Source organism: Amycolatopsis sp. NPDC049252 (assembly GCF_043197175.1).
Lineage (GTDB): Bacteria > Actinomycetota > Actinomycetes > Mycobacteriales > Pseudonocardiaceae > Amycolatopsis.
In genome coordinates this window covers 92,579-116,457 of sequence record NZ_JBICSQ010000018.1, presented here as the reverse complement: position 1 = coordinate 116,457, position 23,879 = coordinate 92,579, and the positions used below count along the sequence as shown (strand labels likewise).

Here is a 23,879-nt window from a genome sequence, read left to right as displayed (position 1 = left end):
GCTAACACAATCAAGGTCAAGCCGTCGCGCGCAGGACGAGCTCGGTGTCCAGCACGGCACAGCGGGGCGTGGCCGAACCGCCGAGCATCGCGAGCAGCTCGCCCGTCATCCGGGCGCCCATCTCTTCGATCGGCTGGCGCACGGTGGTGAGCGGTGGGTCGGTCCGGCGGCCGATCGGCAGGTCGTCGAACCCGATGACGGCCACGTCACCGGGTACCCGCCGCCCCGCGCGGTGCAGAGCGCGCATCGCGCCGACCGCCATCATGTCGGAGGCGGCGAAGATGGCGTCGACGTTCGGCCGGCGGTCCAGCAGGCGGGTGGTGGCGTGCTCGCCGGAGGCCTGGCCGAAGTCGCCGAACACCACCAGGCCGCGGTCCCCGCGGCCGGCGCCCGCCACCGCCTGCCGGTAGCCGAGCAGCCGGTCCACGCCGGCGGTCATGTCCTGGGGTCCGGCGATGGTCGCCACGGCGCGCCGGCCCGCGTCGATGAGGCGCTGGGTGGCCCGCTGCGCACCACCCCGGTTGTCCACGTCGACGTAGGACGAGCAGCCCCCTTCGCGGACCGGGCGCCCGCCGAACACCACCGGGATGCCGAGCCAGTCCAGGTCGAGCGGGCGACGGCCGTGCATGCCGACGACGAGAGCGCCGTCGACGTGGCCGCCGTCGAGGTACCGGACCAGCGGGGCCTGGTAGTTCTCCGTCGCGGGCACGGTGAGCAGGACGAGCTGCAGGCCCGCCCCGGTCAGCTCCTTCCCGGCGCCGGCGGAAATGCGGGCGAAGTAGGGATCGGCGAACAGCCGCATCACCTCCTCGCACACGACCAGCGCGACCGAGCCGGTGCGCCCCGCCGTCGCCCGCGCCGCTCTCTGCCGGGCGTAGCCCAGGGCCGACATCGCGGACTCCACCTGCATGCGCGTTTTCGGCCGGACCCGCGGGAAGCCGTTGAGCACGCGGGACGCGGTGGCGGTGGACACCCCGGCCGCCCGCGCGACGTCGGCCAGGGTCGGACGGAGCTGGGGCAACTCGACGGACGACACGTTCGCTCTCCCAAGACGTCTTTGTCTCTGCAGGGCTCACTGAGGATACCGCCGGGTAACGGGCGGTCCAGGCGCGTTGGACCCGGAATCTCCGGTCGGCGCCGGGGTCAGCCTGCCGAGCGGTGGCCGGCCACGGCCGCGGCGTGGCACCGGCCGCGAAGTCGCTCTGCTGCCCGTGGAGACCACCAGGACCGGGAAAGCCGCCGCGGGCGCGGGCCCAGCAGCACCACGGCGAGCAGGATGACCGCGCGCAGAGTACGAGACAGCGTCGTCACGGGTACTCCTCATCAGGAGTGCATGGAGCGCGCGGGGTGCGCGCTGCGAGACCGGCCGGTTACCGGCCGAACGGACAACTGCCAAGATAGGAGGCGACGGCGGCAAAGGCAATGCACGGTGAAAATTACCCACCGGCAACGGATCCCCTTCACCGCCGGACCACAAGTGTCCACAAAGGAACGAAGGCACCGTGGGTTCACCCGGGCCGGGCCAGGGGAATCCATGGTGACTTCGTCAGCCGAAGAGGCGGCGCTGGATCTCGCGGCGGTAGTCCTCCAGGGTGTTGTCGAGGTGGACGGCGACCGCCTGGGCGGCCGCGTCCGGGTCTCCGTCCCGGATCGCCCGGAAGATCTCGGCGTGCTCGTCGATCGCACCCGGCGCGTGCCCGCCGACGGTGCCGGACATGCCGATGATGTTCGACTGGCGTTGCAGGCGGCGGGCCTCGCGCACGGCCGCGACGAGAAACTGGTTGTGCGACGCGGTGGCGATCCCGACGTGGAAGTCGTCGTCACCGCGGTCGAACAGCGCGGCCTGACCGGTCAGATGACCTTGGCGGCAGGTCTCGGCGGCGGCCTCGACGGCGCGCAGCTGCGCGGGGGTGGCGTTGACCGCCGCCAGCCGGCCGGCGGCGGTCTCCTGGACGCGGCGGAACTCGAACAACATGTAGACGTGGTCGAGGTCGGCGGGCAGGAAGAAAGCGCCCAGGCGGGAACCGCCGAGCATGCCCTCGTCGTCGGAGACATAAAGCCCACGCCCCTTGTGCGCCCGGACCCGGCCGATCGCCGAGAGGATCTTGACCGCCTCCCGCACGACGGTCCGGCTGGTTCCCATGCGCGCCGCCAGCTCGAGCTCGGTCGGCATCCGATCACCGGGCCGCAGCTCCAGCTCGGCGATGAGACGCAGGATCTGCTCGGCCACCAGTTCGTAGCCGGGCCGGTACGGGGCCGGCGGTGCGGTTTCCTCGTCACTGGTCACCCGATGAGTATGACTCAAGGGGCACCGGCCAGTGACCATACCTCGTGACCCCTCGCTCCGGTCAACACTCGCGAGCCTGGCATGAAAATTACACGCTTCCGCGCAGCCGAACCCGACGTGAGCGACCCGGCGCCTGCTCGTTGCTTGACGCGTTCCCGCCCGTGAGGCCATATGAGTCGGACACATCTGCTCCGGCCGGCGAGCCGGTGCCACAGCGAAGCGGGGTAGCCGATGAGGGGTCGATCACGCGTCACCCTGCCGCGCAACGGGTCCGTGGCCGCCGCGCTCGTCACCGCCCTCGTGGTGACCACGCTCGCCGCGCCGCCCGCCCACGCCGCGACCGTCACCATCGCCGTGGCGCCCACCGGTGACGACGCCAACCCCGGCACCCCCGGCCAACCGGTCGCCACCCCGGCCAAGGCGCAGCAGCTGGCCCGCGCCCAGGCGGCGGGCAACGACGTCGTCGTGCAGCTCGCGGGCGGCACCTACCGGCTCTCCGCCCCGCTGACGTTCACCAGTGCCGACTCCGGGCCGAACGGCCACACCGTCTCCTGGCAGGCCGCGTCCGGCCAGACGCCGATCCTGTCCGGCGGCTCGCAGGTCACCGGCTGGGCGGTGCAGGACACGAACCAGAACATCTGGGCGGCGTCCGTGCCGCCGGGCGCCGACTCACGGCAGCTGTTCGTGGACGGGGCGTTGGCGCCACGCGCGTCGATCCCGATTTCGCGCGGCGACGTGCAGATCACGACGTCCGGCCTGACGATCGTCAACTCCGCGCTGAACTACCTCGCGACGGTGCCGCAGCAGAACCGGATCGAGGTGGAGAGCCAGAACTCCTTCACCGACCGGTACTCCCCCGTCGACCACGTCAGCGGCACGTCGATCGTCATGCGGCAACCGGCGTGGAACAACAACAACTGGGGCTACGACACCCTCGCCAAGCCCTTCGGCGGCGGCCAGCTGTTCCTCGAGAACTCCTACTCGTTCCTCAAGAACACCGGCCAGTGGTACCTGGACCCGCAGGCCGGGAAGCTCTACTACAAGGCACCGAGCGGCTGGGTGCCCGGCGGCCACGACGTCGAACTGCCGCGGCTGACGTCGCTGCTGCGGATCAGCGGCAGCTACGACAACCCGGTACGCGGCCTCACCTTCAGCGGCCTGCACTTCGAGCACACCACCTGGCTCACGCCGGGCACCTCGGTCGGCTACGCCGACCAGCAGAGCGGCACGTTCCTCCCGGCCGCGGTGTTGATGCCGGGTGACTTCCTGAGCTCGTGCCAGTCGGGCTGCCCGCTGTTCGAGGGCGCCCGCAACGGCTGGGCGCAGGCGCCGGCCGCCGTCCAGGTGTCGGCGGCCACCGGGATCACGTTCAGCGGCAACACCTTCACCCACCTCGGGCAGGTGGCGCTGGGCATCGGCAACGACGCGAACGCGCACGCGTCCGGGGTCGGCCTCGGGGCGTCGTCGATCACCGTGGACCGCAACACCTTCACCGAGGACTCGGGCGCGGGCATCGTGGTCGGCGGCGTGCGGCCGGACGCCCACCACCCGTCGAACCCGGCGATGACCAACCGCGACATCACGCTGTCGGACAACACGGTGCGCCGGGTCGCCCTGGACTACCGGGAAATGGCCGGCATCCTGTCGACCTACGTCACGCACGCCGTGATCACGCACAACGACGTCGCCGACCTGACCTACGACGGCATCGACGTCGGCTGGGGCTGGGGTGCGAACGACCCGGGTGGCAGCCAGGACTACCGCAACCGCGGCCTGTACGACTACCAGCCCGTGTACTCCACGCCGACCACGTTGCGGGACACCGTCGTCAGCTACAACCGGGTGCACGGCACGAAGAAGCTCATGCACGACGGCGGCAGCATCTACAACCTCTCCGCCAACCCGGGCAGCTCCATCGACCACAACCACGTGTACGACAACAACCGCACGGTCGGCCTGTACCTGGACGAGGGCTCCCGCTACGTTTCCCTGTCGGCCAACGTGATCCAGGACTCCGGGGTCTGGGCCTTCACCAACGCCAGTGGCACCAACAACACCAACGACAGCACCTTCAGCGGGAACTGGTACAACGGCGGCGCGACGAACGTGGCCACCGGGCCGCCGCACAACAACGTGCTGAGCGGCAACGTCCAGGTGAGCGGCACCGCCTGGCCGTCGGGCGCGCAGCAGGTCATCGCCGCCGCGGGCCCGGGCGGCACCGGCTCGGCCGCGAGCCCGGTGCGCGCGGCCGGTGCGGGCAAGTGCCTGGACGTCGACGGCGGCAGCACCACCCCCGGCGCCCAGGTGCAGATCTGGGACTGCACCGGCGGGGCCAACCAGTCCTGGACCCGCACGAGCGCGGGAGAACTGACCGTCTACGGCGGGGACGGCACCCGGTGCCTGGACGCGTCCGGGCAGGGCACCACACCGGGCACCAAGGTCGTCGTCTGGACCTGCAACGGCGGGGCCAACCAGCGCTGGCAGGTCACCTCGGCCGGCACCATCACCGGGGTCCAATCCGGACTGTGCCTGGACGTGACCGGCAGCGGCACGGCGAACGGCACCGCCGTCCGGCTCTGGACCTGCACCGGGCAGGCCAACCAGAAGTGGACCTTCGGCTGAACGATCGAGGAGAGCCATGAGAATCCGATTCGCCGCGGCCGCCGCGGCCTTGTTCCTCGGCGCGTTGCTCCCGGGCACTCCGGCCGCCGCCGAATCCAACGGCGGGGTCCGGGTCATGCCGCTCGGCGACTCCATCACCGAGGGCACGCAGGTGCCCGGCGGGTACCGGATCGGGCTGTGGCAGCGCCTGAGCGCGGGCGGCTACCAGGTCGACTTCACCGGCTCGCAGTACAACGGCCCGGCCGCCCTCGGCGACCACGACCACGAGGGCCATCCGGGCTGGCGCATCGACCAGATCGACGCGAACGTCGTCACCTGGCTGCGGAACACCGGCTCGCACACGGTCCTGCTGCACATCGGCACCAACGACGTCCTGCAGAACTACGACGTCGGCCGCGCGCCCGCCCGGCTGTCCGGGCTGATCGACCACATCACCGCGACGGCACCGGACGCCGAGGTCTTCGTCGCGACGATCATCCCGCTCGCGAATTCCGGGCAGGAGTCCGCCGCCCGCACGTTCAACGCCGCGATCCCCGGCATCGTCGCGAACAACCAGAACGCCGGCAAACACGTGCACCTGGTCGACATGCACTCCGCGCTGACCACCGGCGACCTGACCGACGGCGTCCACCCCACGGCCACCGGGTACGACAAGATGGCCGCCACCTGGTTCGGCGCGCTGCAGTCGGTGTCCGGGAGCATCGGCACCCCGGGGACGTCGACGACCCAGCAGATCGTGGGCACGCAGTCGGGCCGCTGCGTGGACGCCGCGAGCGCGGCCAGCGGCACCCAGGTGCGGCTGCAGGACTGCGGCGGGCAGGCCGGCCAGGCGTGGACCCGGGCGGGCCAGGAGCTGACCGTCGGCGGGACCAGGTGCCTCGACGCGTCCGGCCAGGGCACGGCCAACGGCACGCCGGTGATCGTCTGGGACTGCCACGGCCAGGCCAACCAGCAGTGGACCGTCACCGCGAACGGCACGATCACCGGCGTCCAGTCGGGTCTCTGCCTCGACGCGTACGGGCAGGGCACCGCCAACGGCACCCAGCTGATTCTCTGGACCTGCAGCGGACAGGCGAACCAGCAGTGGACACTGCGCTGAAGGATGGGAAAGCGAACGGGCCCGTCCCGCCGCCTGCATTCACCTCGTGCACGGCCAGCGGACCCTGGGGAAAGGGCTCAGCCGAACACCCGCCGCTGGATCTCTCGGCGGTAGTCCTCCAGGGTGTTGTCCAGGTGGACCGCGGCGGCTCGCGCGGCCGCTTCCGGGTCGCCGTCACGGATCGCCTCGTAGATCGCGGCGTGCTCCTCGACCGCTTCCGCCGCGTGTCCGCCGACCGTGCCGTGCAGGCCGATCGTGCTGGACTGGTGTTGCAGCCGCCGCACCTCGCGGACGGCGGCCAGGAGGAACTGGTTGTGGGACGCGGCCGCGATGCCGAGGTGGAACTCGTCGTCCCCGCGGTCGAACAGCGCCGCCTCGCCGGTCAGTTGTCCCTGGCGGCAGGTGTCGGCCGCCGTCTCGATCGACCGCAGCTCGGCCGGGGTGGCCCGGGTCGCGGCCAGCCGGCCGGCGGTCATCTCCTGGACGCGGCGGAACTCGAACAGCATGTAGATGTGGTCGAGGTCGGTCGGCAGGAACAGGCTGCCCCAGTGCGTCGAGCCGAGCATCCCTTCGTCGTCGGCGACGTAGAGGCCACGTCCCTTCTGGGCACGCACCCGGCCGATCGCGGACAGGATCTTGACCGCCTCGCGCACCACCGTGCGTGAGCTGTTCAGCCGGGCCGCCAGCTCGTTCTCGGTGGGCATGCGGTCGCCCGGTCGCAGCCGCAGCTCCGCGATGAGCCGGAGGATCTGTTCGGCGACGAGCTCGTAGCCCGGCCGGTACGACGTCGGCGACCGGGTTGCCGGCGGATCACCGCCTGCCGGACCGGGTTCGATCGATGCGGGCACGCCGTCCACCACTCGCCTCCTCCACCTCTCAGGAACCATGAAGCATACATTCGGATCGACGACCTGAAAATAAGTACTACACATTTTCCTGCGCGGATCCTCTTGACTACGGACTTCCGACCGACTCTCATAGACGACGCGCCACGCAGCGCTCAATGTGTCGGACACATAGCTGGATGACCTTGCCTGATCAGGTAGACCTGCGGGCACCACGATGAAGTGGAGTAGCTCATGACAGCCCTCGGAGCCAGCAGATCCGTTCAGCGCGGCCGACGGTTCGCAGGACTGGTCTTCGGCGTCACAGCCGTCCTCGCCGCGGTCACGGCGTGCGGGAACGGCAGCAGCGGTACCGGCGCCCAGAGCGCCTTCCAGCCGGCGCCGCAGACCGGCGGACCGCTCACCGTGTGGGTCGACTCGACGCGGCTGCCCGCCGCGCAGCTGTACCAGAAGCAGCACCCGGCGGTGAAGCTGAACATCGTCACCTACGACGGCGACGCCAACGGCTCCAACTACCTGCAGACCAAGGTGAGCCTGTTCAACCGCACCCGCAGCGGCTGGCCGGACGTCGTGTTCAGCACCCAGAACAACGAGACCTCCTGGGCGGTGCAGGCCGGCTTCACCGCGCCCCTGAACAAGGGGCAGATCCCCGACGCGACGCTGAGCAGCTGGGCCCCCGGCGCCAACGACCCGTGCACCGTGGACGGCACCCTCTACTGCCTGCGCAACGACCTCGCCCAGACCGTGCTCTGGTACAACGCTTCGCTGCTGCGGCAATGGAACTACCAGGTGCCGAAGACCTGGGAGGAGTACCAGGCGCTGGGCCAGCGGGTGGCCACCGAGCACCCCGGCTACCTGGTCGGCACGGCCGGGGACAACTTCACCCCGGAGATCTACCTGTGGGCCGGCAAGTGCGGCGCCAACGAGATCACCGGCCCGAAGAAGGTGAAGGTCGACACCACGAGCCCGGCCTGCACCCGGATGGCGGCGCTGCTCGACACCCTCGTCAAGAACCGCACGCTGTCCACCAGCAGCGTGTTCAGCTCGGACTTCGACAAGAACTCCGGCGACAAGATCCTCCTGCTGCCGGGCCCGTCCTGGTTCGGCGGATCGATCTTCCAGGAGTCCGTGAAGACACCCAAGGGCCAGATCGCCGTCGCGCCGATGCCCCAGTGGGCCGGCGAAACGAGCCCGTCGGTCGGCAACGTCGGCGGCGGCACCTGGCTGCTGTCCGCCCACAGCGCCAACCTCAAGGACGCCACCGACTTCCTCACCTGGGTGACCACCGCACCCGACTACCAGGGCCAGGTCGCGCCGGGCTACCCGGCGAACACCGCCGCGGCGAAGGCCTGGCTGGCGAAGCAGTCGGCCAGCGGGTACTACGCCGGCGACATCACCGGCACGCTGCAGACGGCCGCCGCGCAGGTGTGGCCGGGCTGGGGTTACGGGCAGTTCAGCCAGGAGGCGATCTGGGCCGCGACCGTCACCCCCGGCCAGACCGCCGGGAAGACCATCGTCTCCCTCCTGCCCGACTGGCAGAAAGCCATCACCGACCACGCGAAGTCCAACGGGTACGAGGTCAGCCCGTGAGCACGGCCGTCCGGCCGGCCCGGCCGCGGACGCGGTGGCCGGGCCGGGCCGGCCACCTCTTCGTCGCGGCCTACGTCGTCCTGCTGATCGCGTTCGGCGTCGTGCCCACGGTGTACGCGATCTACTTCGCCTTCACCGACGCGGGCGACCGCTTCGCCGGCCTGTCCAACTTCGTCGAGGCCGCCGGCGACTTCCGGTACCTCTCCGCGGTCGGTCACGTGGCGCTCTACCTGCTGTTCTGGCTGGTGTCGCTGGTGGTGTTCGTCGTCGGGCTGGCCCTGCTGCTGCACCGCCTGACCTCCGGCGCGGCCAGTATCGCCCTGCGCTTCCTCTACTACATCCCCGGCGCGCTGGCCGGCGCGGCCAGCGTGCTGGTCTGGCTGTTCATGCTGGACCCGTCCGTGAGCCCGGTGAGCTTCCTGCTGCAGGCGTTCGGGTTCGACACGTTCGGCCAGGTGGTCGCGCCGGACCACCTGCCGGTCCTGTTCACCATGATCGCCTTCTGGACCGGGGCGGGCGGCTGGATCGTCGTGATGTACGGCGCGTTGAACAATATCTCCCCCGACCTGCTGGAAGCGGCGCGGATCGACGGCGCGGGCGCGTGGCAGACCGCGTGGCGCATCCAGATCCCCCTGCTGCGCAAGTGGATCGTCTACATGGTGATCCTCGCGTTCGCCGGGGGAACGCAGCTGTTCGTCGAACCGCAGCTGCTTTCGCAGGCGAGCGTCGGGGTCGCCGGCCGCGACTACTCGCTCAACCAGCTCTCCTACGACTTCGCCTTCCAGAACGACAACGTGAACACGGCCGCGGCCATTTCGGTGGAACTGCTGGTGATCGGCGTGGTCGTCGCCGGCCTGTTCGTGGCCCGATCGGGGTTCTTCGATGCCGACTAGCCCCGGCCGGAGGCGGCCGAACCCGCTGTCGGTCCTGGTGCTCGCGCTGTTCCTGGTCTTCTTCGTGCTTCCGGTGCTGTGGCTGCTGCTGGCCGCCACCAAGAACGACGACCAGCTCGTGCACGGCAACCCCCTGTCGTTCGGCTCGTGGGGTGCGCTCGGGGACAACTGGACCGCGCTGACCTCCTTCGGGGACAACGCGATCTTCCGGTGGCTCGGCAACTCGGCGCTGTATTCGTTCATCGCCCTGGCGATCACGCTGTGCGTGGCGATCCCGGCCGGCTACGCCCTCGCCATGACCGAGTTCCGCGGCCGGCGCACCCTGCTCGTGGCGACCCTGGTCGTCATGCTGATGCCGAACGCGACCCTGGTGGTGCCGCTGTTCCTCGAGGTCAACGCCGTCCACCTGATCGGCTCGATGTGGTCGATCATCCTGCCGTACTCGTTCTACCCGTTCGGCGTGTACCTGACCTACATCTACTTCTCCACCGCGCTGCCCCGCGACCTGGTCGACGCGGCGAAGCTCGACGGCTGCTCGCAGTTCGGCGTGTTCCGCCACATCGCCCTGCCCCTGGCCGCGCCGGTCGTGGCGCTCGTCGGCTTCTTCAGCTTCGTCGCCAACTGGACCAACTACTTCCTGCCGTACGTCCTGCTGCCGGAAAGCGACCAGTTCCCCGTCCAGGTCGGCCTGGGCACCCTGCTCGACGCCGTCCCCCAGTTCAACCCGACCGCCGGCACCGCCGCGGTCGAACGCCCGGAACTCGCACTGGCCACGCTGCTCGCGATCACCCCGGTTCTCGTCGTCTTCCTCTTCTCCCAACGTTTCCTGGTCGCCGGGATGCTCGCCGGCGCGACCAAGGAGTGACCCACCATGGAGAAACTCTGATGCCTCCCGTCATCACGGCCTCGGTGCCCCTGCTCGAACCGCCCGGCTGGGCGATCGCGCAGCGCGCGCTGTTCACCCTGCTCGACGAGGCCTGGCGCCGGTTCGCCCGCGACTTCACCGGCCCGGACGGACGGCTGCGCTACGAGGGCGAGCTCACCACCCGCGACGGTGTGGACGACTTCTACGAGACGTTCTTCAACTGGCCCCAGCTCTACCTGCTCGGTGGCGCCGGCGACCTGCTCGCCGAGTCCGAGCACCACTGGGAGGGCGTCACCCGGCAGCTGACCGAGCTGGGCATGCTCCACGACGAGTACGAGCGCGGCTACGACTGGTTCCACCAGGGTGAAAGCCTGCTGCTGCTGTACTTCCTGTGCATGGCCGCGCCCGAGCGGTGGCGGGACCGCGCGCTGCGGTTCGCGGAGCTCTACGTCGATCCCGCGCACGGCAACTACGACCCCGGGCACCGCGTCATCCGGCGGCCCCACAACGGCAGCGACCCGGCGCGCGAAGGACTTTTCGACGGCGACTCCTACCCGTGGCTGCCCAAGGAGGCCCGGACATACGGCTTCCCGCTCGGGTGGCTGCCGCCGGAGGACTCCGCGCTGGGCGAGCAGATGCGCCGGCGGATGGGGGTGGGTGACGTCGCGGTCAACCTGGCGGCGTCCGGTCTCGTCCTCAACGCCCTGCTGCTGTCCGGCGAGGACCGCTACCGCGACTGGCTCGCCGAGTACGTCGGTGCCTGGCGCGAGCGCGCGGCCGCCAACGGCGGCGTCCTGCCCGACAACGTCGCTCCCGACGGCACGGTGGGCGCGCTGCTGGAGGGCCGCTGGTACGGCGGCCACTACGGCTGGTCGTGGCCGCACGGCTGGTACAGCGTCGGGCACGCCGCCGTCGTCGGCGCGTTGTCGGCCGCCCTCGCCACGGGTGACGACACGTTCACCGACCTGGTGCGCCCGGCCCTGGACGAGATCATCGCCCACGGCAAGGTCATGGCCTTCACCGAAGCGGACTCCAGTCTCGAGTCCAAGTGGTCGGTCCAGCTGCGCGAGGACGTGCACACGCCGACGCTGCACGTGCCCTACCGCCATGACGACCGCGGGTGGTTCGACTACAACCCGATGCTCCTGGGTGTCCCGATGGCGCTGTGGCACCACACCGCGTCGGCCGGGGACCGGGACCGCCTCGAACGGCTGCGCGCCGCCGGCGGGTACGACTGGCGCACCGTGCGGTCCTTCCGCAGCAAGGAGGAGGCCGGCCACGAAGAGCCCTGGTTCGCCTACCTCGCCGGCGACGACCCCGGCTACCCGGAGCGGATCCTGGCCGCCGCACAGGCCCAGGTGCGGCACCGGCTGGCCCGCATGGAGCGCTACCGCGACCGGGACGTCCCCGAGGCCGACATCCACCTGTGGCAGCAGTCCAACCCGGTGGTCACCGAGGCGCTGGTCCAGCTCACCTGGGGCGGGCCGCAGGTCGTCTACAACGGCGGCCTGCAGCAGGCCCGCGTGCGCTACTACGACGCGCACGCGCGGCGGCCCGGCCTGCCGCCGTCGGTGTCGGCGCTGGTTTCGAGCATCGACCCGGACGCGACCGTGCTCGAGCTGGTCAACCTCGACCCGGACGAGGGGCGGTCGGTCATCGTCCAGGCCGGGGCGTTCGCCGAACACCACATCCGCACCGCGGACCACAGCGTCTGCGACGACCCCTCGTGGATCGGCGATCTCTACGACTACGGCCACGGCGAGCCAGCCGTGACGTCCGCGTCGATCGACGTCGACGGCCCGTGGCTGCGGGTGGAGCTGCCCCGCTCCACCCGGATCCGCCTGACCCTGCGGCTCGCCCTGCGGGCCCGCCCGCCTTCCTACGCCACCCCGTTCGACGAGCACACCGCCGCGGGTGCCCCGTGAAGCGGACGACCCTCGGGGACACCGGGCTGGAGGTCTCCGAGCTCGGCTTCGACTTCAGCGCCGGCCGGGTCGTCCGCAGCGCGCACGAAAGCCTCGAGCGGCTGGAGACCGACCACGTCGACGCGGTCGGCGTGACCGGCTATCCCCCGGCCGCGCCGGCCTACGTCGCCGAACGCACCCGGGTCGACACGATCGTCTCCTCCTGCCGGTACACGCTGCAGAACCGGCAGCTCGCCACCTGGCGGGACTGGTTCACGCGCCACGGCACGGCCGTCATCAACGCCTCCCCGCTCTCGATGGGCGCGCTCACCAACCGCGGGGCACCGCCCTGGCACCCGGCCCCGCCGGACGTCCTCGCGCGGTGCGCGGAAGCGGGCGCACTCTGCGGGGCGCGCGGGGAGGAACTCGCGCGGGTCGCCCTCCGGTTCGCCGTGACCACCGGCGGCTTCGCCGGAACGCTGGTCGGCGCCGACGATCCGGCGGAGGTACACCGGAACGTCCGCTGGATCACCGAGCCGGTCGACGAGAACCTGCTGCGCGAGGTCGAAGCCTGCCTCGAACCGGTCCGTGACCGCTCGTGGCCGAGCGGGCGTCCGGAGAGCCGGCCGGCGTGAACGGGCTCCTCGACGCACACGTGCACTTCTGGGACCCGCGGCGGCTGCGCTACCCGTGGCTCGACGACGTTCCGGAGCTCGACCGGCCGTTCACTCCCGGTCAGTTCCCCGAGGGGCCGGGACGGGCCGGCGTCATCGTCGTCGAAGCGGGAAGAGCCGCCGCGGACTCCGCCGCCGAGATCGCGTGGATGCGGCAGGAAGCGCGGCGGCGGCCCTGGATCCGCGGCATCGTCGCGCACGTCGACGTCGAAGACCCGGCAGCGGTGGGCCGGTTCGTCGCCGGCCACGGCGGTGACCCCTTCGTGGCCGGGGTCCGGCGCAACGTGCAGGACGAAGCGCCCGGTTTCCTGGGCGAGAGCGGGTTCCGGGCGGGCGTGCGGCTGCTGGGCGAGGCGGGGCTGCCGTTCGACGCCTGCGTCCGCGCCCGCCAGCTGCCCGAACTGACCGAACTGGCCGCGGCCTGCCCGGGGACCACCATCGTGCTGGACCACCTGGGCAAGCCGTCGCCGGGCGGCCCCGGGTACGACCGGTGGCGCCGGGACCTGCGCCGGCTGGCGCGGCACGGCACCGTGCTCTGCAAGCTGTCCGGCCTGGCCACCGAGACCACCGCGGGCACCGCCCGCCCGGTCGTGGTCGACGCCGTGCGCGAAGCCCTCGACACGTTCGGCCCCGAGCGGTGCCTGTACGGCAGCGACTGGCCCGTCATGACCCTGGCCACGGACTACGAAGCGTGGCTGGACGTGGTCCGCGACGCGCTCGCCACCCATCCCGCCACGGCCGCCGAAGCCGTCTTCCACCACAACGCCGCCCGGACCTACCGGACGCCCGGACGGGGAGCGCGAAAGGATCCGGAATGAGGTCCGCAGCACGGCATTCGCCGGGTCGCCTGCACCGGCGCCCGGAGCCTGGCCGTCGACGGCTTCCGGCGGAAGACTCGATCAGCTGCCGGGTCGGTGAGCCGAGGCCGGTGACCGTGTCGTAGCCGGGGGCGTAGGTCAGGTTCGCTTCCGCGTACTGCCCCGGCGTGATCAGGTCGACGAATCCGTGGTCCACAACCGCGTACGCCACGGTCTTCGCTGTCCCGGCGGGGTTGTCGGCGATCGCGTGGTACGCCGACCGGGGCCGCGCGTACAACGCCGGGTTCGCGAACCGAGGGGACCGTGCTCCTGCACCAGGAGCGCCTCGACTCCGGCGAAGGCGGGTCAGGACGGGCTTGTCCCGCCTCCGTTGCCCACCTTGTAGCTCAGGGTGCCGTCGAGGTTGTAGTCGGTTTCGCCGACGAGCAGGCACGGGTCGGGATCCGCCAAGGCGGCGACGTCCGGAACGGTCCGCATCGGTGGCGAACCGGCGAACGACGCGGGCACGACCCCACGCTGGTAGAACGGCTGCGGAAACACGGTGCCGGTCCCGCCGCCGGAAGCCTTTCCCTGATAGCCAGGCGGTGCCGGATCCCACGACGTTCCGTCGGCGGACCGGGAGGTTTCGTCGGTCGCCCAGCCGATCTCCCACCGGTAGGAGGTCCCGGGTCCGATCGCCAGGGTGGTGCCGCCCACCGCGGTCACCCACGGGCTGGAAGCCGGGTACTCGACGGTGCGGACGCCGTCTTCGGTGGCGCCGCCACCGGAGTCGCCACTGGCGAACGTGAACGTGATGCCCTCGGCAGCGCCTTCCTGAAAGGCGCGCTCATACGCGACGATGTCGTCCGGAGCGTAACCCGGCGTGTAGCCGACGCTGATCGACCCGGACACGACGTCGGCCGGCCGCCGGTCGACGATCTGCGCGTTGCCGATGCTGATGATCCCGGCGGTCACCCCCTTGCCCGTGAGGCTGGTTCCGGTGATCCCGTAAGCGTCGCGGACCTGCCGGGTGTGCACCCGCAGGGCGCCCACTGCACGGGATGCCCGTAGGCGGAAGGCAAATCGGTGACCGGGGTGTCGCCGTGGTGGTCCGGGCAGGGATGGACAGGCGGGTCCGCACGCGCCGCAAAGCGGATCCGGTCGTGGGAGGCCCGGGCGGTTGCCAGGTACCGGTCGGGACGGTGAGTCCGGTGACGGTCAGGATGTCGGGCCCGACCTCGGCGGGCACGGTGATCGGATCCACCGCCGCCCGGTGCGGGATCCGGTGGTAGGTGTGGTTGTCGAAGCGGGTGCCGAACGCCTCCGCCGCCTGGGCGACCGTGCCGCGGGCGACGACGGCACGTGGCCGGCGCTGACGATCGACAAGCCGGTGCCGCGCAGCCAGCCGCCGACGGCGTCGATCCGGTGCTGCGCCGGCCCGTAGCGGGCGCGTACCTGCTCGGGCGTCAGGAAGTGGCCGTAGCGGAAATCGCGCGGGTCCGACACGGCGCGGGCGTAGTCGGCCAGCCGCCGGGAGTCCCCGGCGAGGAACACCTGGGCGGTGACCTGCGCGGCCGGATCGGCCGGCCCGGTGTCGGTGCCCTCGCGGACCACGTGGGAGGACTTGGTGCCCTCCGACCCGCCGACCGGCACCCGCGCCGGCCCGTCCGCGTTCGCAGCCGCGACGGCGGGCGTGATCACGGTCGCGGCCAGGAGGCTTGCGAACAAGACGAGAAGATGTCGCTGTCTCCGCACGGGCTGTCCCTCCGCCGGGGGACGATCCCCCTCCTCAAGACGCCGCCTCGGATACAGCGTGGTGCACTCCCCCGGGCAAACCTCAGGGTTGCGGCGACCCGGTCTCGTCGGCGCGGATCCCCGCCGGAGGCAGCTCGACGACCACGAGCGCACCCCGGCCGTCCGGCGGATCCTCGAACCGTGCGCGTCCGCCGTGAGCGGCCGCGGTGTCCGCGACGATCGCCAGGCCCAAGCCCGATCCCGGCAGCGCTCGCGCCGCCGGTGCCCGCCAGAACCGCTCGAACGCCGGCCCGCGATCCGCTGGAGCAACCCCGGAACCCTCGTCGGCGACGGAGATCCGGCCCGGCGCCGAACGGACCGTGACCACGGAGCCTGCGGGTGAGAACTTGATCGCGTTGTCGAGCAGGTTGAGGACCATCCGCTCCAGCGCGCCCGCGTCGCCGCGGGCGGACCACTCGGCGTTGCCGACGTCGAACGTGTGGTCCCGGGCACGGCTCGAAGCCCGCCGGACCGCCCGCCGGACGACGACGGCCATGGCGACGTCGGTGTGCTCCAGTTCGTGCTCGTCGCGGGCGAGCACGACGAGCTCGGTGACGAGGTCGCCGAGTTCCACCGCCTGCACCTGCAGCCGGTCGACCATCCGGGCTCGCTGCCCGTCCGCCAGCGGCCGGCCGGTGTGCTCGCTGCGGGCCAGCAGGTCGATGTTGGTGCGCAAGCTGGTCAACGGGGTGCGCAGCTCGTGGGCCGCGTCGGCCACCAGCGCTCGCTGGCGACGACGGGACTCGGCGAGCGCGCCGGTCATCGCGGCGAACGCGCGGCCCATCCGGCCGACCTCGTCACGGCCGGACACGGCGACGGGGAGCTCGAGGTCCTGGGTCCGGGCGATCTCCTCGGCGGCGGCGGTCAGCCGCGCCATCGGCTCGAGGGTCCGGCGGGTGAGCAGCAGGGCCGCCGCGGCGGCGAGCGCCGCACCCAGTACCGACACCACGATCAGGACGGTGCGCAGCCCGGTCAAGGTGCTCGCGACTTCGGCGAGGCTGCGTGAGATGGCCACGACGTTCCCGTCGCCGGCCGGGCCGAGCAGCACCCGCACCGGAGTGCCGGACTGCGTGTAGCCGTCCCGCAGCGTCACCGTCCGAGCCGTCCGGTCCGACGGCTCGAGGACGACCGAGTCCACCCCGGCGGGTGAGCACGTCGTCCCGTCGGCTTTGAGCAGCTGAACCCCTTCGAGGAACCGCTGCAGCGGACGGCCCTGGTTCACCGCCCGGCACAGGTCGGCCCAGTCCGGCTTCGGCAGCGCGGGGTCCTGCGCGCCGGGCGGTGGCCAGCCGCCGAGCAGCGTCTCGTCCAGCTGAGCGCGCAGGTTGTGCTGCGTGGCCACGTACGTCACGGTGCTGATCGACGCGATCGCCAGCGCGACGATCGCCGCGGTGATCAGCGCGACGCGGCTGCGCAGCAGCATCCGGCGCTCTCCGCGGCGCTTCACGGCGCCCGCAACACGAACCCGACACCGCGGACGGTGTGCAGCAGCCGGCTCGCCCCGCCCGCCTCGGTCTTGCGCCGCAGGTAGCCGACGTAGACGTCGAGGTTGTTGGTACGGCTCGGTTCCGTGCCCCACACCGCCTGGCGCAGCTGGTGCTTGGTCAGCACCTTGCCCGGGGCGTCCAGGAAGGCCGTCAGGAGGTCGAACTCGGTCGGTGTCAGCTCCATCCGCTGCCCGCCGCGGGTGACCTCGCGCGTGTCCGGGTCGAGCGCCAGGTCCGCGAACCGGCGGACGTCGGGGATGGCGCGGCGGCCGCGGTTCTGCTTCAGCAGCGCCCGGACCCGGGCGAGCAGCTCCTCCAGGGCGAACGGCTTGACGAGGTAGTCGTCGGCCCCGGAGTCGAGGCCGGTGACCCGGTCGCCGAGCGCGTCGCGCGCGGTGAGCATCAGCACCGGCAGCCGCTCGCCCGCCGCGCGGATGCGCCGGCACGTCTCCAGGCCGTCGACCCCGGGCATCATCACGTCGAGGATCACCAGGTCGGGCTTCCCGTGGCCGGCGACGGCTTCGAGCGCCGTCGTGCCGCAGATCGCCGTACCGACGTCGTAGCCCTCGAACTCGAGGCTGCGCTGAAGGCTTTCCCGCACGTCGGGATCGTCGTCCACCACCAGCAGTCGCACCCGGCGGAGGCTACGCGGTCAGCCTGTGCGTGAGCTGTAGATCCACTTCTCATGATTCTCTCAGGTGAATTCCAGGCGCTTCTCACGATCGGTAGCCCACCGTATGAGCAACGTAACCGGTCACACAGCGTCGTGCTCGGCCGCGAACCAGCGAGAACGGAGGAAGCATGTCGGTCGGCGCGACCAGAGGTCTCCGGGCCTCTCCCGAACACCGTGCCGCGACGGCCACGGTGGACATCGTCGTCCCGGTGTACAACGAGGAACGCGCCCTACCAGGCTGCGTGCGCGTGCTGCGCGAGTTCCTCCGCGACCAGTTCCCCTTCGGCTGGACCATCGTGATCGCCGACAACGCCAGCACGGACCGGACGCTGGAGGTCGCCGAGGCACTCGCCCGCGAGCACGCCTCGGTCCGCGTGTGCCACCTCGACCGCAAGGGCCGCGGCCTGGCCCTGCGCGAGACCTGGCGGGCCAGCACCGCCGACGTCGTCGTGTACATGGACGTCGACCTCTCCACCGGGCTCGACGCGCTGCTGCCGCTGGTGGCTCCGCTGGTCAACGGGCACTCCGACCTGGCCATCGGCTCGCGGCTGGCCCCCGGGGCACGCACGGTGCGCGGGCCGAAGCGGGAGTTCGTCTCCCGTTGCTACAACGGGCTGATCCGGCTGAGCCACGGCGCGCGGTTCTCCGACGCGCAGTGCGGGTTCAAGGCCGCGCGCACCGACGTGATCCGGCCGCTGCTGGACCACGTCGAGGACGACGCCTGGTTCTTCGACACCGAACTGCTGCTCTTGGCCGAGCACAACGGGTTGCGCGTGCACGAGGTGCCGGTCGACTGGGTCGAGGACACCGACAGCCGCGTCGACGTCGCCAAGACCGCGCTCGACGACCTCCGCGGCCTGGTCCGCGTCGCCCGCGCGAAAGCGGCCGGCACCGCGCGGGTGCCGGACCTGCCCCGCCGGCCGGCACCCCGCGCGGCCCACCCGGACGCCGTGCTGGGCACGCCGAGTGGCGGCCGGCTCTGGGAAGTCCTGTCGTTCGCGGTGATCGGGGTGCTCTCCACCGTCGCGAACCTCGTGCTGTACGGGCTCTTCCGGTTGTGGTGGCCGGTGCTGGTGGCCAACCTGGCCGCGCTGGTGCTCACCACGCTGTTCAACACCGAAGCCAACCGCCGCTTCACCTTCGCCGGGGCGGGCGTTGCGCGGAGCAAGGCGCACCTGCAGGGGTTCGTGGTGTTCGGGCTCTACTACGCGTTCACCTCGGCCGCGCTGCTCGCGCTGCCGGCGCTCGACCCGGACCCCGGTCGCGCGCTGGAGCTGGCGGTGTTGTTCGCGGCCTCGGTGCTGGGGACCGCGGGCCGGTTCGTGCTGCTGCGCAGCTGGGTCTTCCGCAAGGACAACCGAAAGGACGAACAATGACAGTCGCCGCCGAACACGCGGCACCCGCCGGCCGCGTCGCGGTGCCACGCCGGACGAGGTGGCCGGCCTGGGCGCTCGCCGGGATCTGCGTCGCCGCGGGTGCGCTCTACACGTGGCGGATCGGCGCGGGCCAGCTGGGCAACACCTACTACTCGGCCGCCGTCAAGTCCATGACGGGCAGCTTCACGAACTTCCTGTTCGGCTCGTTCGACCCGTACGGCGTGTTCACCGTGGACAAACCGCCGATGTCGCTGTGGCCGCAAGCGCTTTCGGTGCTGGTGTTCGGCTTCCACGGCTGGGCGCTGCTGCTCCCCCAGGTGCTCGAGGGCGTCGCGGCGGTGTTCCTCCTGCACCGCACGGTGCGGCGGTGGGCGGGCGAGAACGTCGCGCTGCTGGCCGCGGTGATCCTCACACTGACCCCGATCACCGTCGCGATCAACCGGGACAACAACCCGGACACGCTCCTCGTGCTGCTGCTCGTCGCGGCGGCCTACGCGTTCACGCGCTCGGTGCAAGCGGACACGAGCCGCGCGCGCACGAAGTGGCTGCTGTGGTGCGCCTTCTTCATCGGCTGCGGATTCGTCACCAAGATGATGCAGGCGTGGATCGTCGTCCCCGGGTTCGCGCTGGCGTACTTCGTCGGGACGAGCGCGCCGGTCAAGCGGCGGATCCTCGACCTGCTCGGGGCCGGCGTCGTCCTGTTCGCGTCGTCCTTCTGGTGGACGGCGCTGCACGACTGGTGGCCCGGGGCCAAGCCGTACATGGGCGGCAGCACCGACGGCACCGCCTGGAACCTGATCTTCGGCTACAACGGCTTCGGCCGGATCTTCGGCGACGAAGGCAACCCCGGCGGTGGCGGAGCACGCCCGGACCTGCCCGAGGGAGTCACCCTGCCGTCCGGGCTGGGCGGCGGCGCCGGCGGGATGTTCGGCGGTGACACCGGTCCCGGCCGGATGTTCAGCACGTCGGTCGGCGGGCAGATCTCGTGGCTGCTGCCGCTGGCGCTGTTCGTCCTGGTGGTCGTCGCCGTCCAGGGTGTCCTGCGGAGGGCGGCCAAGCAGCCGGGCGACCCGGCGCTGCGGGCCGGCTGGTTCGCGTGGGGCGGCTGGCTGCTGGTGACCGCGCTGGTGTTCAGCTACGCGCAGGGCATCTGGCACCCGTACTACACGACGATGCTCGCCCCGGCGATCGCCGCGATCTCCGCGGCGGGGCTGGCGCGGTTCTGGCGCGCCTACCGCGGCGACGGCGCCGCCGGGTGGCTGCTGCTGCCCGCCGCGGTGGCCCTCACCGCGGTGTGGGCCTTCGTGCTGGCGAGCCGCGATTCCTCGTGGCAGGGCTGGACGCGCTGGGCGGTCCTGGTGGCGGGCGTCGTCGCGGTGGTCGTGCTGCTCGCGGGCCGGCTGGCCGAGGCGCGCCGCGCGGTGCTCTCGCACGTCTCGCTCGTGCTCGGGCTCGTCACCCTGCTGCTGGTGCCGGCGGTGTGGTCCACGGCGACCGCCGCGACCGGCGAGAACCTCGGCGTGATGCCGGCCGCGGGCCCGAGCGGCGGCTTCGGCGTTATGCGCCCGGGCGGCGCGGGTGGCTTCCCGGGCACCGGCGACCTGCCGCAGCTGCCCGGTGGCACCGGCGGCTTCCCGGGTGGCGCCGGTGCGGGCTTCCCCGGTGGCGGCCGCCCGGAGATGCCGGGCGGCGGCGGGTTCGGCGCCATGGACGGCAAGCTCACCGACGAGCAGCGCCGCGTCCTGGACTACGCCAAGCAGCACAGCGGCGGCGCGGAGATCACCCTGGCCGTCGACGGTTCGGCGAGCACGGTGGCGAGTTTCGTCATCGGGTCCGACGAGACGGTCATCGGCATGGGCGGCTTCATGGGCAGCGACGACTCGCCCTCGGTCGGCCAGCTGCAGCAGTGGACGGCCGAAGGCAAGCTGAAGTTCGTCCTCGGCGGATCCGGCGGTGGCATGCCGGGCATGAGCGGCGGCGCCGTTCAGCGGCGGCAGCAGTGGACCGAGCAGCACTGCACCGCCGTCGACCCGGCGTCCTACGGTGGGCGAGCCACCCAGGAGAACGAGCAGACCGGGCCAATGGGCCTGGCGCAGACCCTCTACGAGTGCCACGCCTGAGCAGGAGCACGCCAGTCCAGCCGGCGCCTTGGGCGACTGGTGGCCGTTCCGGCCTCGACGACCGGAGCGGCCACCAGCCCCGAGATCAGCCCCGGTCAGCCGGCGCTCGGGTCAGCTCGGATCGGCGGTCGCGGCCGCGACATCCGGGTAGCACCGCAGGACCTGGTTCAAGCCGGTCAGCTCGAGCCGGCGCGCCAACCGGACCGGCAAGGCCGCGAGCGCGCACGCCGCCCCCATGGCTGTGGCTGCTCGGTCGAGCTGCACCAGGGCGTTCATCCCCGCCGACGAGCAGAACTCGACGTCGGACAGGTCCAGGACCACCACTCGCGTGCCCGGTGTGACCGCGCCCAGTGTGGCCGCGACGAGTTCCGGTCCGCTGCGTTGGTCCAGAGCTCCGTGTACGGACACCACCAGGAACCTGGCGTCGGTCAGTTCGGGGTGAGTCACCACCAGATCGCTCATTGAGGACTGCCTCATCTTCCGCGCGTTCCACACTCCGGTCACCAGCTGCGCATGCAGACACCCTGGACCCTAGCGGGGAAACCCGATCGGTGCCGGGCGCGGCGGCCCTCAGCCAAGGCCGGCCGGGGTTCACAGGAAGGGATCGCCGGCCGGCAGGCCGAGGACGGTGCGGCCGACCACTTCGTAGCCGGCTGCGGACAGGATGGCGTGCTGGGCCGCCGCGTGGCCGTCGCGGAAGAGCCGTCCGACGCGGTTCTCCTCGTACAGCACCGTCGAGCTGCCGATCTCGTACATCGACGTCAGCACCGAGCGGGCGGTTTCGGCGGCGTGGCAGAGCGCACCCCGGACCGCTCCGCGGTGCGCTTCCGTCACGGACCGGCCCGCCTCGACCGCGGTGTCCAGCGCACCGACCGTCGCCAGGAGCAACGCCCGGGCGGCATCGAGCCGGGCGGTGGCCGCGCCGACGGCGGCTTGGACGCGGGGCTGCTGCTCCAGAGAGGTGCCGTCCGGCGTCGTTTTGGTCCGGGACAGCGCCAGCACCTCGTCGATCGCCGCCTGGGCCATGCCGATCACGATGGCCGCACCGCCGGAGTTGATCTGGTTCATCAACGGCACGCGGAAGAGCGGGCGGTCGATGCGCGGCGTCGCCGTGGGCCTCAACGTCATCTCGGCGGGTACGTGGACGTCTTGGGCCGTCACCGTGTTGCTGTCCGTGCCGCGCATGCCGGTCACCTGCCAGGTGTCCCGCACTGTCACCGACGAGCGGGGTACCACGCAGAAGCGGACGTCGGGGCCGGCCTCCGTCATGCGCGGCCGCTCACCGTCCAGGACGACGCCCAGGAGCCCGACCCACTCGCAAGAGTCGATGCCGCTCACGAGTTTCCACTCGCCGGACAGCTGGTAGCCGTCTCCGCTCGGCACCAGGAAACCCGGCTGACTTGAATGCGCGATCAGCGGGTCCGGGCCGTCGGCCCAGATCCGCTCCACGCTCGGTTCGTCCAGGAACGCGGCGCCGAAGCCGACGTTGAGGTTCCAGACGACCCAGCTCACCGGGCCGTCGAGCCGGGCCAGCTGCTCGATCACGTTCAGGGCCGAGGCCAGCGGCAGCTCGAATCCACCCAGCTCGCGGGGGGTGTTGAGACGGAACGCGCCGTGGGCCCGCAACTGGCCGACGAGTTCACCCGGCAGCCGCCGGAGCTCGTCGGCCTCGTCGCGGTACTTCTCGATCGCCGGGCGGAGCAGTTCGGGCAGGTCGTCGGCGGACCAGGACAGCGGTGGGTAGGAAATCATGTCGTCTCCGAACTCTGGGCAGGTGGGTTCCCTGCCGGTGTGCGGTGTGCCCGGAGCAGATGCCGGGCGCGCGACGAGAGTTCGAAGAGCCGGGTGTGTTCTGGGTCACGCTGTTTCGACGGGCTGCCGGCGAAGCTGGAAAAGCCGCGCCTGCTCAACCCACCCGGCGCGCACGTGCAACACCCACGCCGCACCGGGTGGGCAGTGGAGCGGGTCCTCCGGCGGGCTTCGCAGCTCGAACTCGCAGACGACGATGTCCCGGCTGGCGGCGACGTTGGTCACGCGATACCCGACGCCGTCGAGCATGTCCTGTTCGAGTCCCCGGACGAGGGCGCCGTACCCTTCGTTGCGGAGATCGTGCGGTCCGCGGATGTCCACGGTCGGCGTCCAGGAAACGGCGAGCTGGGCCGCGACGTCACCCCGGTACACGGCGGACACCATGTCCTGGCTGTAGCGGCGCCACTCCCCGGTGACCACCCGGACGTCGCCGTGCGCGGCGTCGGCGGTGGCCAGCAAGGCCTGCGACAGCTTGCCCCGCGCCTCGTGCAACCTGCTGCGGACGGTGCCGACCGGTACGCCGCAGACGTCGGCGATGTCCTGGTACGAGGTCACACTGCTGAAGTGGCGCAGCATCACGACAAGGCGCAGCGGGGGTGAGAGGTCCGCCAGCGCGTGCCAGACCCAGTCCCGGGTTGCGTGCTGCCACACCAGTTCGGTGGGATCCGGTTCGGACGAGCGAAGCGTCGCCGCGAGTCCGTCGTCGAGGGGCTGGTCCGTCCGCGCCCGGTACCGCATGCGGCACACGTTGCGGACGACCGTGCGCAGCCAGGACCCCGCGGCGGCGGGATCGCGGAGTTCACCGAGCCGGCGCAGGGCGATCAGGCACGCCTCCTGCACGGCGTCCTCGGCGTCGGGTCCGTAACCGATCAGGCTGATGGCGAACGCGAGCAGGGACGGACGGTGGCGGATCAGCAGGCTGCCGAGGGCACTGACGTCGCCGGCCTGCGCGGCGTGCACCAGATCCGCGTCGGTGGTCGATGACGAGTGGGCATGGGACGTCCCCATGACCACACGTTACCGCCCGTTCCGGCCTCGGGGACG

20 protein-coding genes and 1 pseudogene are annotated in these 23,879 nt (G+C 71.6%); 10 read left to right on the top strand and 11 right to left on the bottom strand.

All coding sequences use genetic code 11. The features are described from left to right. Window positions 1-16: 16 nt before the first annotated feature. The 3 genes from ACGFMK_RS21625 to ACGFMK_RS21615 form a co-directional block, all read right to left on the bottom strand. Complete coding sequence (locus tag ACGFMK_RS21625; RefSeq protein ID WP_392765826.1) at window positions 17-1,036, bottom strand: LacI family DNA-binding transcriptional regulator; 1,020 nt, start codon at window positions 1,034-1,036, stop codon at window positions 17-19. 107 nt (window positions 1,037-1,143) lie between these two features. Beyond that, complete coding sequence (locus tag ACGFMK_RS21620; RefSeq protein ID WP_392765824.1) at window positions 1,144-1,311, bottom strand: hypothetical protein; 168 nt, start codon at window positions 1,309-1,311, stop codon at window positions 1,144-1,146. A 235-nt stretch (window positions 1,312-1,546) separates the two neighbouring features. Beyond that, window positions 1,547-2,287 (bottom strand): FadR/GntR family transcriptional regulator, encoded by a 741-nt coding sequence (locus ACGFMK_RS21615; protein ID WP_392765821.1) that lies wholly within the window; start codon window positions 2,285-2,287, stop codon window positions 1,547-1,549. Window positions 2,288-2,518: 231 nt separating this feature from the next. Here ACGFMK_RS21615 and ACGFMK_RS21610 point away from each other — a divergent pair, with 231 nt between their 5' ends. Both ACGFMK_RS21610 and ACGFMK_RS21605 read left to right on the top strand, forming a co-directional pair. Beyond that, window positions 2,519-4,909 carry an RICIN domain-containing protein gene (locus ACGFMK_RS21610; protein WP_392765818.1) on the top strand — a complete coding sequence of 797 codons (2,391 nt, stop codon included), beginning with the start codon at window positions 2,519-2,521 and terminating at the stop codon, window positions 4,907-4,909. A gap of 16 nt (window positions 4,910-4,925) precedes the next feature. Beyond that, the gene (locus tag ACGFMK_RS21605; RefSeq protein WP_392765815.1) at window positions 4,926-6,008 is read left to right on the top strand and encodes an RICIN domain-containing protein; all 1,083 of its coding nucleotides are present in this window, start codon (window positions 4,926-4,928) and stop codon (window positions 6,006-6,008) included. A 77-nt stretch (window positions 6,009-6,085) separates the two neighbouring features. Here the strand turns inward: ACGFMK_RS21605 and ACGFMK_RS21600 are convergent, their stop codons facing one another. After that, window positions 6,086-6,856: a FadR/GntR family transcriptional regulator gene (locus ACGFMK_RS21600; protein WP_392765813.1), complete on the bottom strand. Its 771-nt coding sequence runs from the start codon at window positions 6,854-6,856 to the stop codon at window positions 6,086-6,088. Window positions 6,857-7,087: 231 nt separating this feature from the next. Here ACGFMK_RS21600 and ACGFMK_RS21595 point away from each other — a divergent pair, with 231 nt between their 5' ends. Genes ACGFMK_RS21595 through ACGFMK_RS21570 form a run of 6 tightly spaced genes read left to right on the top strand, consistent with a single transcriptional unit; the run spans window position 7,088 to window position 13,597 of the window. Then, window positions 7,088-8,443, top strand: a complete 1,356-nt coding sequence (locus tag ACGFMK_RS21595) for an ABC transporter substrate-binding protein (RefSeq protein ID WP_392765810.1) — start codon at window positions 7,088-7,090, stop codon at window positions 8,441-8,443. After that, window positions 8,440-9,336 (top strand): carbohydrate ABC transporter permease, encoded by an 897-nt coding sequence (locus ACGFMK_RS21590; RefSeq protein ID WP_392765808.1) that lies wholly within the window; start codon window positions 8,440-8,442, stop codon window positions 9,334-9,336. The genes ACGFMK_RS21595 and ACGFMK_RS21590 overlap by 4 nt, the downstream gene beginning before the upstream one ends. Further along, window positions 9,326-10,201: a carbohydrate ABC transporter permease gene (locus ACGFMK_RS21585; RefSeq protein WP_392765805.1), complete on the top strand. Its 876-nt coding sequence runs from the start codon at window positions 9,326-9,328 to the stop codon at window positions 10,199-10,201. Before ACGFMK_RS21590 ends, ACGFMK_RS21585 begins: the two co-directional genes overlap by 11 nt. Window positions 10,202-10,221: 20 nt before the next feature. Further along, complete coding sequence (locus ACGFMK_RS21580; protein ID WP_392765802.1) at window positions 10,222-12,126, top strand: hypothetical protein; 1,905 nt, start codon at window positions 10,222-10,224, stop codon at window positions 12,124-12,126. After that, window positions 12,123-12,740 carry an aldo/keto reductase gene (locus tag ACGFMK_RS21575; protein WP_392765800.1) on the top strand — a complete coding sequence of 206 codons (618 nt, stop codon included), beginning with the start codon at window positions 12,123-12,125 and terminating at the stop codon, window positions 12,738-12,740. The genes ACGFMK_RS21580 and ACGFMK_RS21575 overlap by 4 nt, the downstream gene beginning before the upstream one ends. Next, window positions 12,737-13,597, top strand: a complete 861-nt coding sequence (locus ACGFMK_RS21570) for an amidohydrolase family protein (RefSeq protein WP_392765798.1) — start codon at window positions 12,737-12,739, stop codon at window positions 13,595-13,597. The genes ACGFMK_RS21575 and ACGFMK_RS21570 overlap by 4 nt, the downstream gene beginning before the upstream one ends. Before the next feature lie 345 nt (window positions 13,598-13,942). On the opposite strand, the gene ACGFMK_RS21565 is transcribed toward ACGFMK_RS21570, so the two are convergent. The 4 genes and pseudogenes from ACGFMK_RS21565 to ACGFMK_RS21550 all read right to left on the bottom strand — a co-directional run bounded on the left by ACGFMK_RS21565 (window position 13,943) and on the right by ACGFMK_RS21550 (window position 17,491). Beyond that, on the bottom strand, window positions 13,943-14,629 hold the full coding sequence (locus tag ACGFMK_RS21565; RefSeq protein WP_392765849.1) for a S8 family serine peptidase: 687 nt from the start codon (window positions 14,627-14,629) through the stop codon (window positions 13,943-13,945). Between the two features lie 208 nt (window positions 14,630-14,837). Continuing rightward, window positions 14,838-15,130, bottom strand: a pseudogene (locus ACGFMK_RS21560) (protease pro-enzyme activation domain-containing protein); the annotation flags it as partial. A 283-nt stretch (window positions 15,131-15,413) separates the two neighbouring features. Next, a complete protein-coding gene (locus ACGFMK_RS21555; protein WP_392765796.1) occupies window positions 15,414-16,793 on the bottom strand; it encodes an ATP-binding protein in 1,380 nt (459 codons plus the stop codon). A gap of 20 nt (window positions 16,794-16,813) precedes the next feature. Further along, complete coding sequence (locus tag ACGFMK_RS21550; protein ID WP_392765794.1) at window positions 16,814-17,491, bottom strand: response regulator transcription factor; 678 nt, start codon at window positions 17,489-17,491, stop codon at window positions 16,814-16,816. A 167-nt stretch (window positions 17,492-17,658) separates the two neighbouring features. Here ACGFMK_RS21550 and ACGFMK_RS21545 point away from each other — a divergent pair, with 167 nt between their 5' ends. Together ACGFMK_RS21545 and ACGFMK_RS21540 are read left to right on the top strand one after the other, a co-directional pair. After that, window positions 17,659-18,906: a glycosyltransferase gene (locus ACGFMK_RS21545; protein ID WP_392765790.1), complete on the top strand. Its 1,248-nt coding sequence runs from the start codon at window positions 17,659-17,661 to the stop codon at window positions 18,904-18,906. Beyond that, on the top strand, window positions 18,903-21,026 hold the full coding sequence (locus ACGFMK_RS21540; protein ID WP_392765787.1) for an ArnT family glycosyltransferase: 2,124 nt from the start codon (window positions 18,903-18,905) through the stop codon (window positions 21,024-21,026). Before ACGFMK_RS21545 ends, ACGFMK_RS21540 begins: the two co-directional genes overlap by 4 nt. 111 nt (window positions 21,027-21,137) lie before the next feature. Here the strand turns inward: ACGFMK_RS21540 and ACGFMK_RS21535 are convergent, their stop codons facing one another. The 3 genes from ACGFMK_RS21535 to ACGFMK_RS21525 all read right to left on the bottom strand — a co-directional run bounded on the left by ACGFMK_RS21535 (window position 21,138) and on the right by ACGFMK_RS21525 (window position 23,843). Continuing rightward, entirely contained in the window at window positions 21,138-21,488 is a 351-nt protein-coding gene (locus ACGFMK_RS21535) for an STAS domain-containing protein (protein ID WP_392765784.1), read from the bottom strand. A 129-nt stretch (window positions 21,489-21,617) separates the two neighbouring features. Further along, a complete protein-coding gene (locus ACGFMK_RS21530) occupies window positions 21,618-22,778 on the bottom strand; it encodes an acyl-CoA dehydrogenase family protein (protein ID WP_392765782.1) in 1,161 nt (386 codons plus the stop codon). Window positions 22,779-22,883: 105 nt separating this feature from the next. Further along, a complete protein-coding gene (locus tag ACGFMK_RS21525) occupies window positions 22,884-23,843 on the bottom strand; it encodes an RNA polymerase sigma factor (RefSeq protein ID WP_392765778.1) in 960 nt (319 codons plus the stop codon). Between the last annotated feature and the right edge of the window lie 36 nt (window positions 23,844-23,879).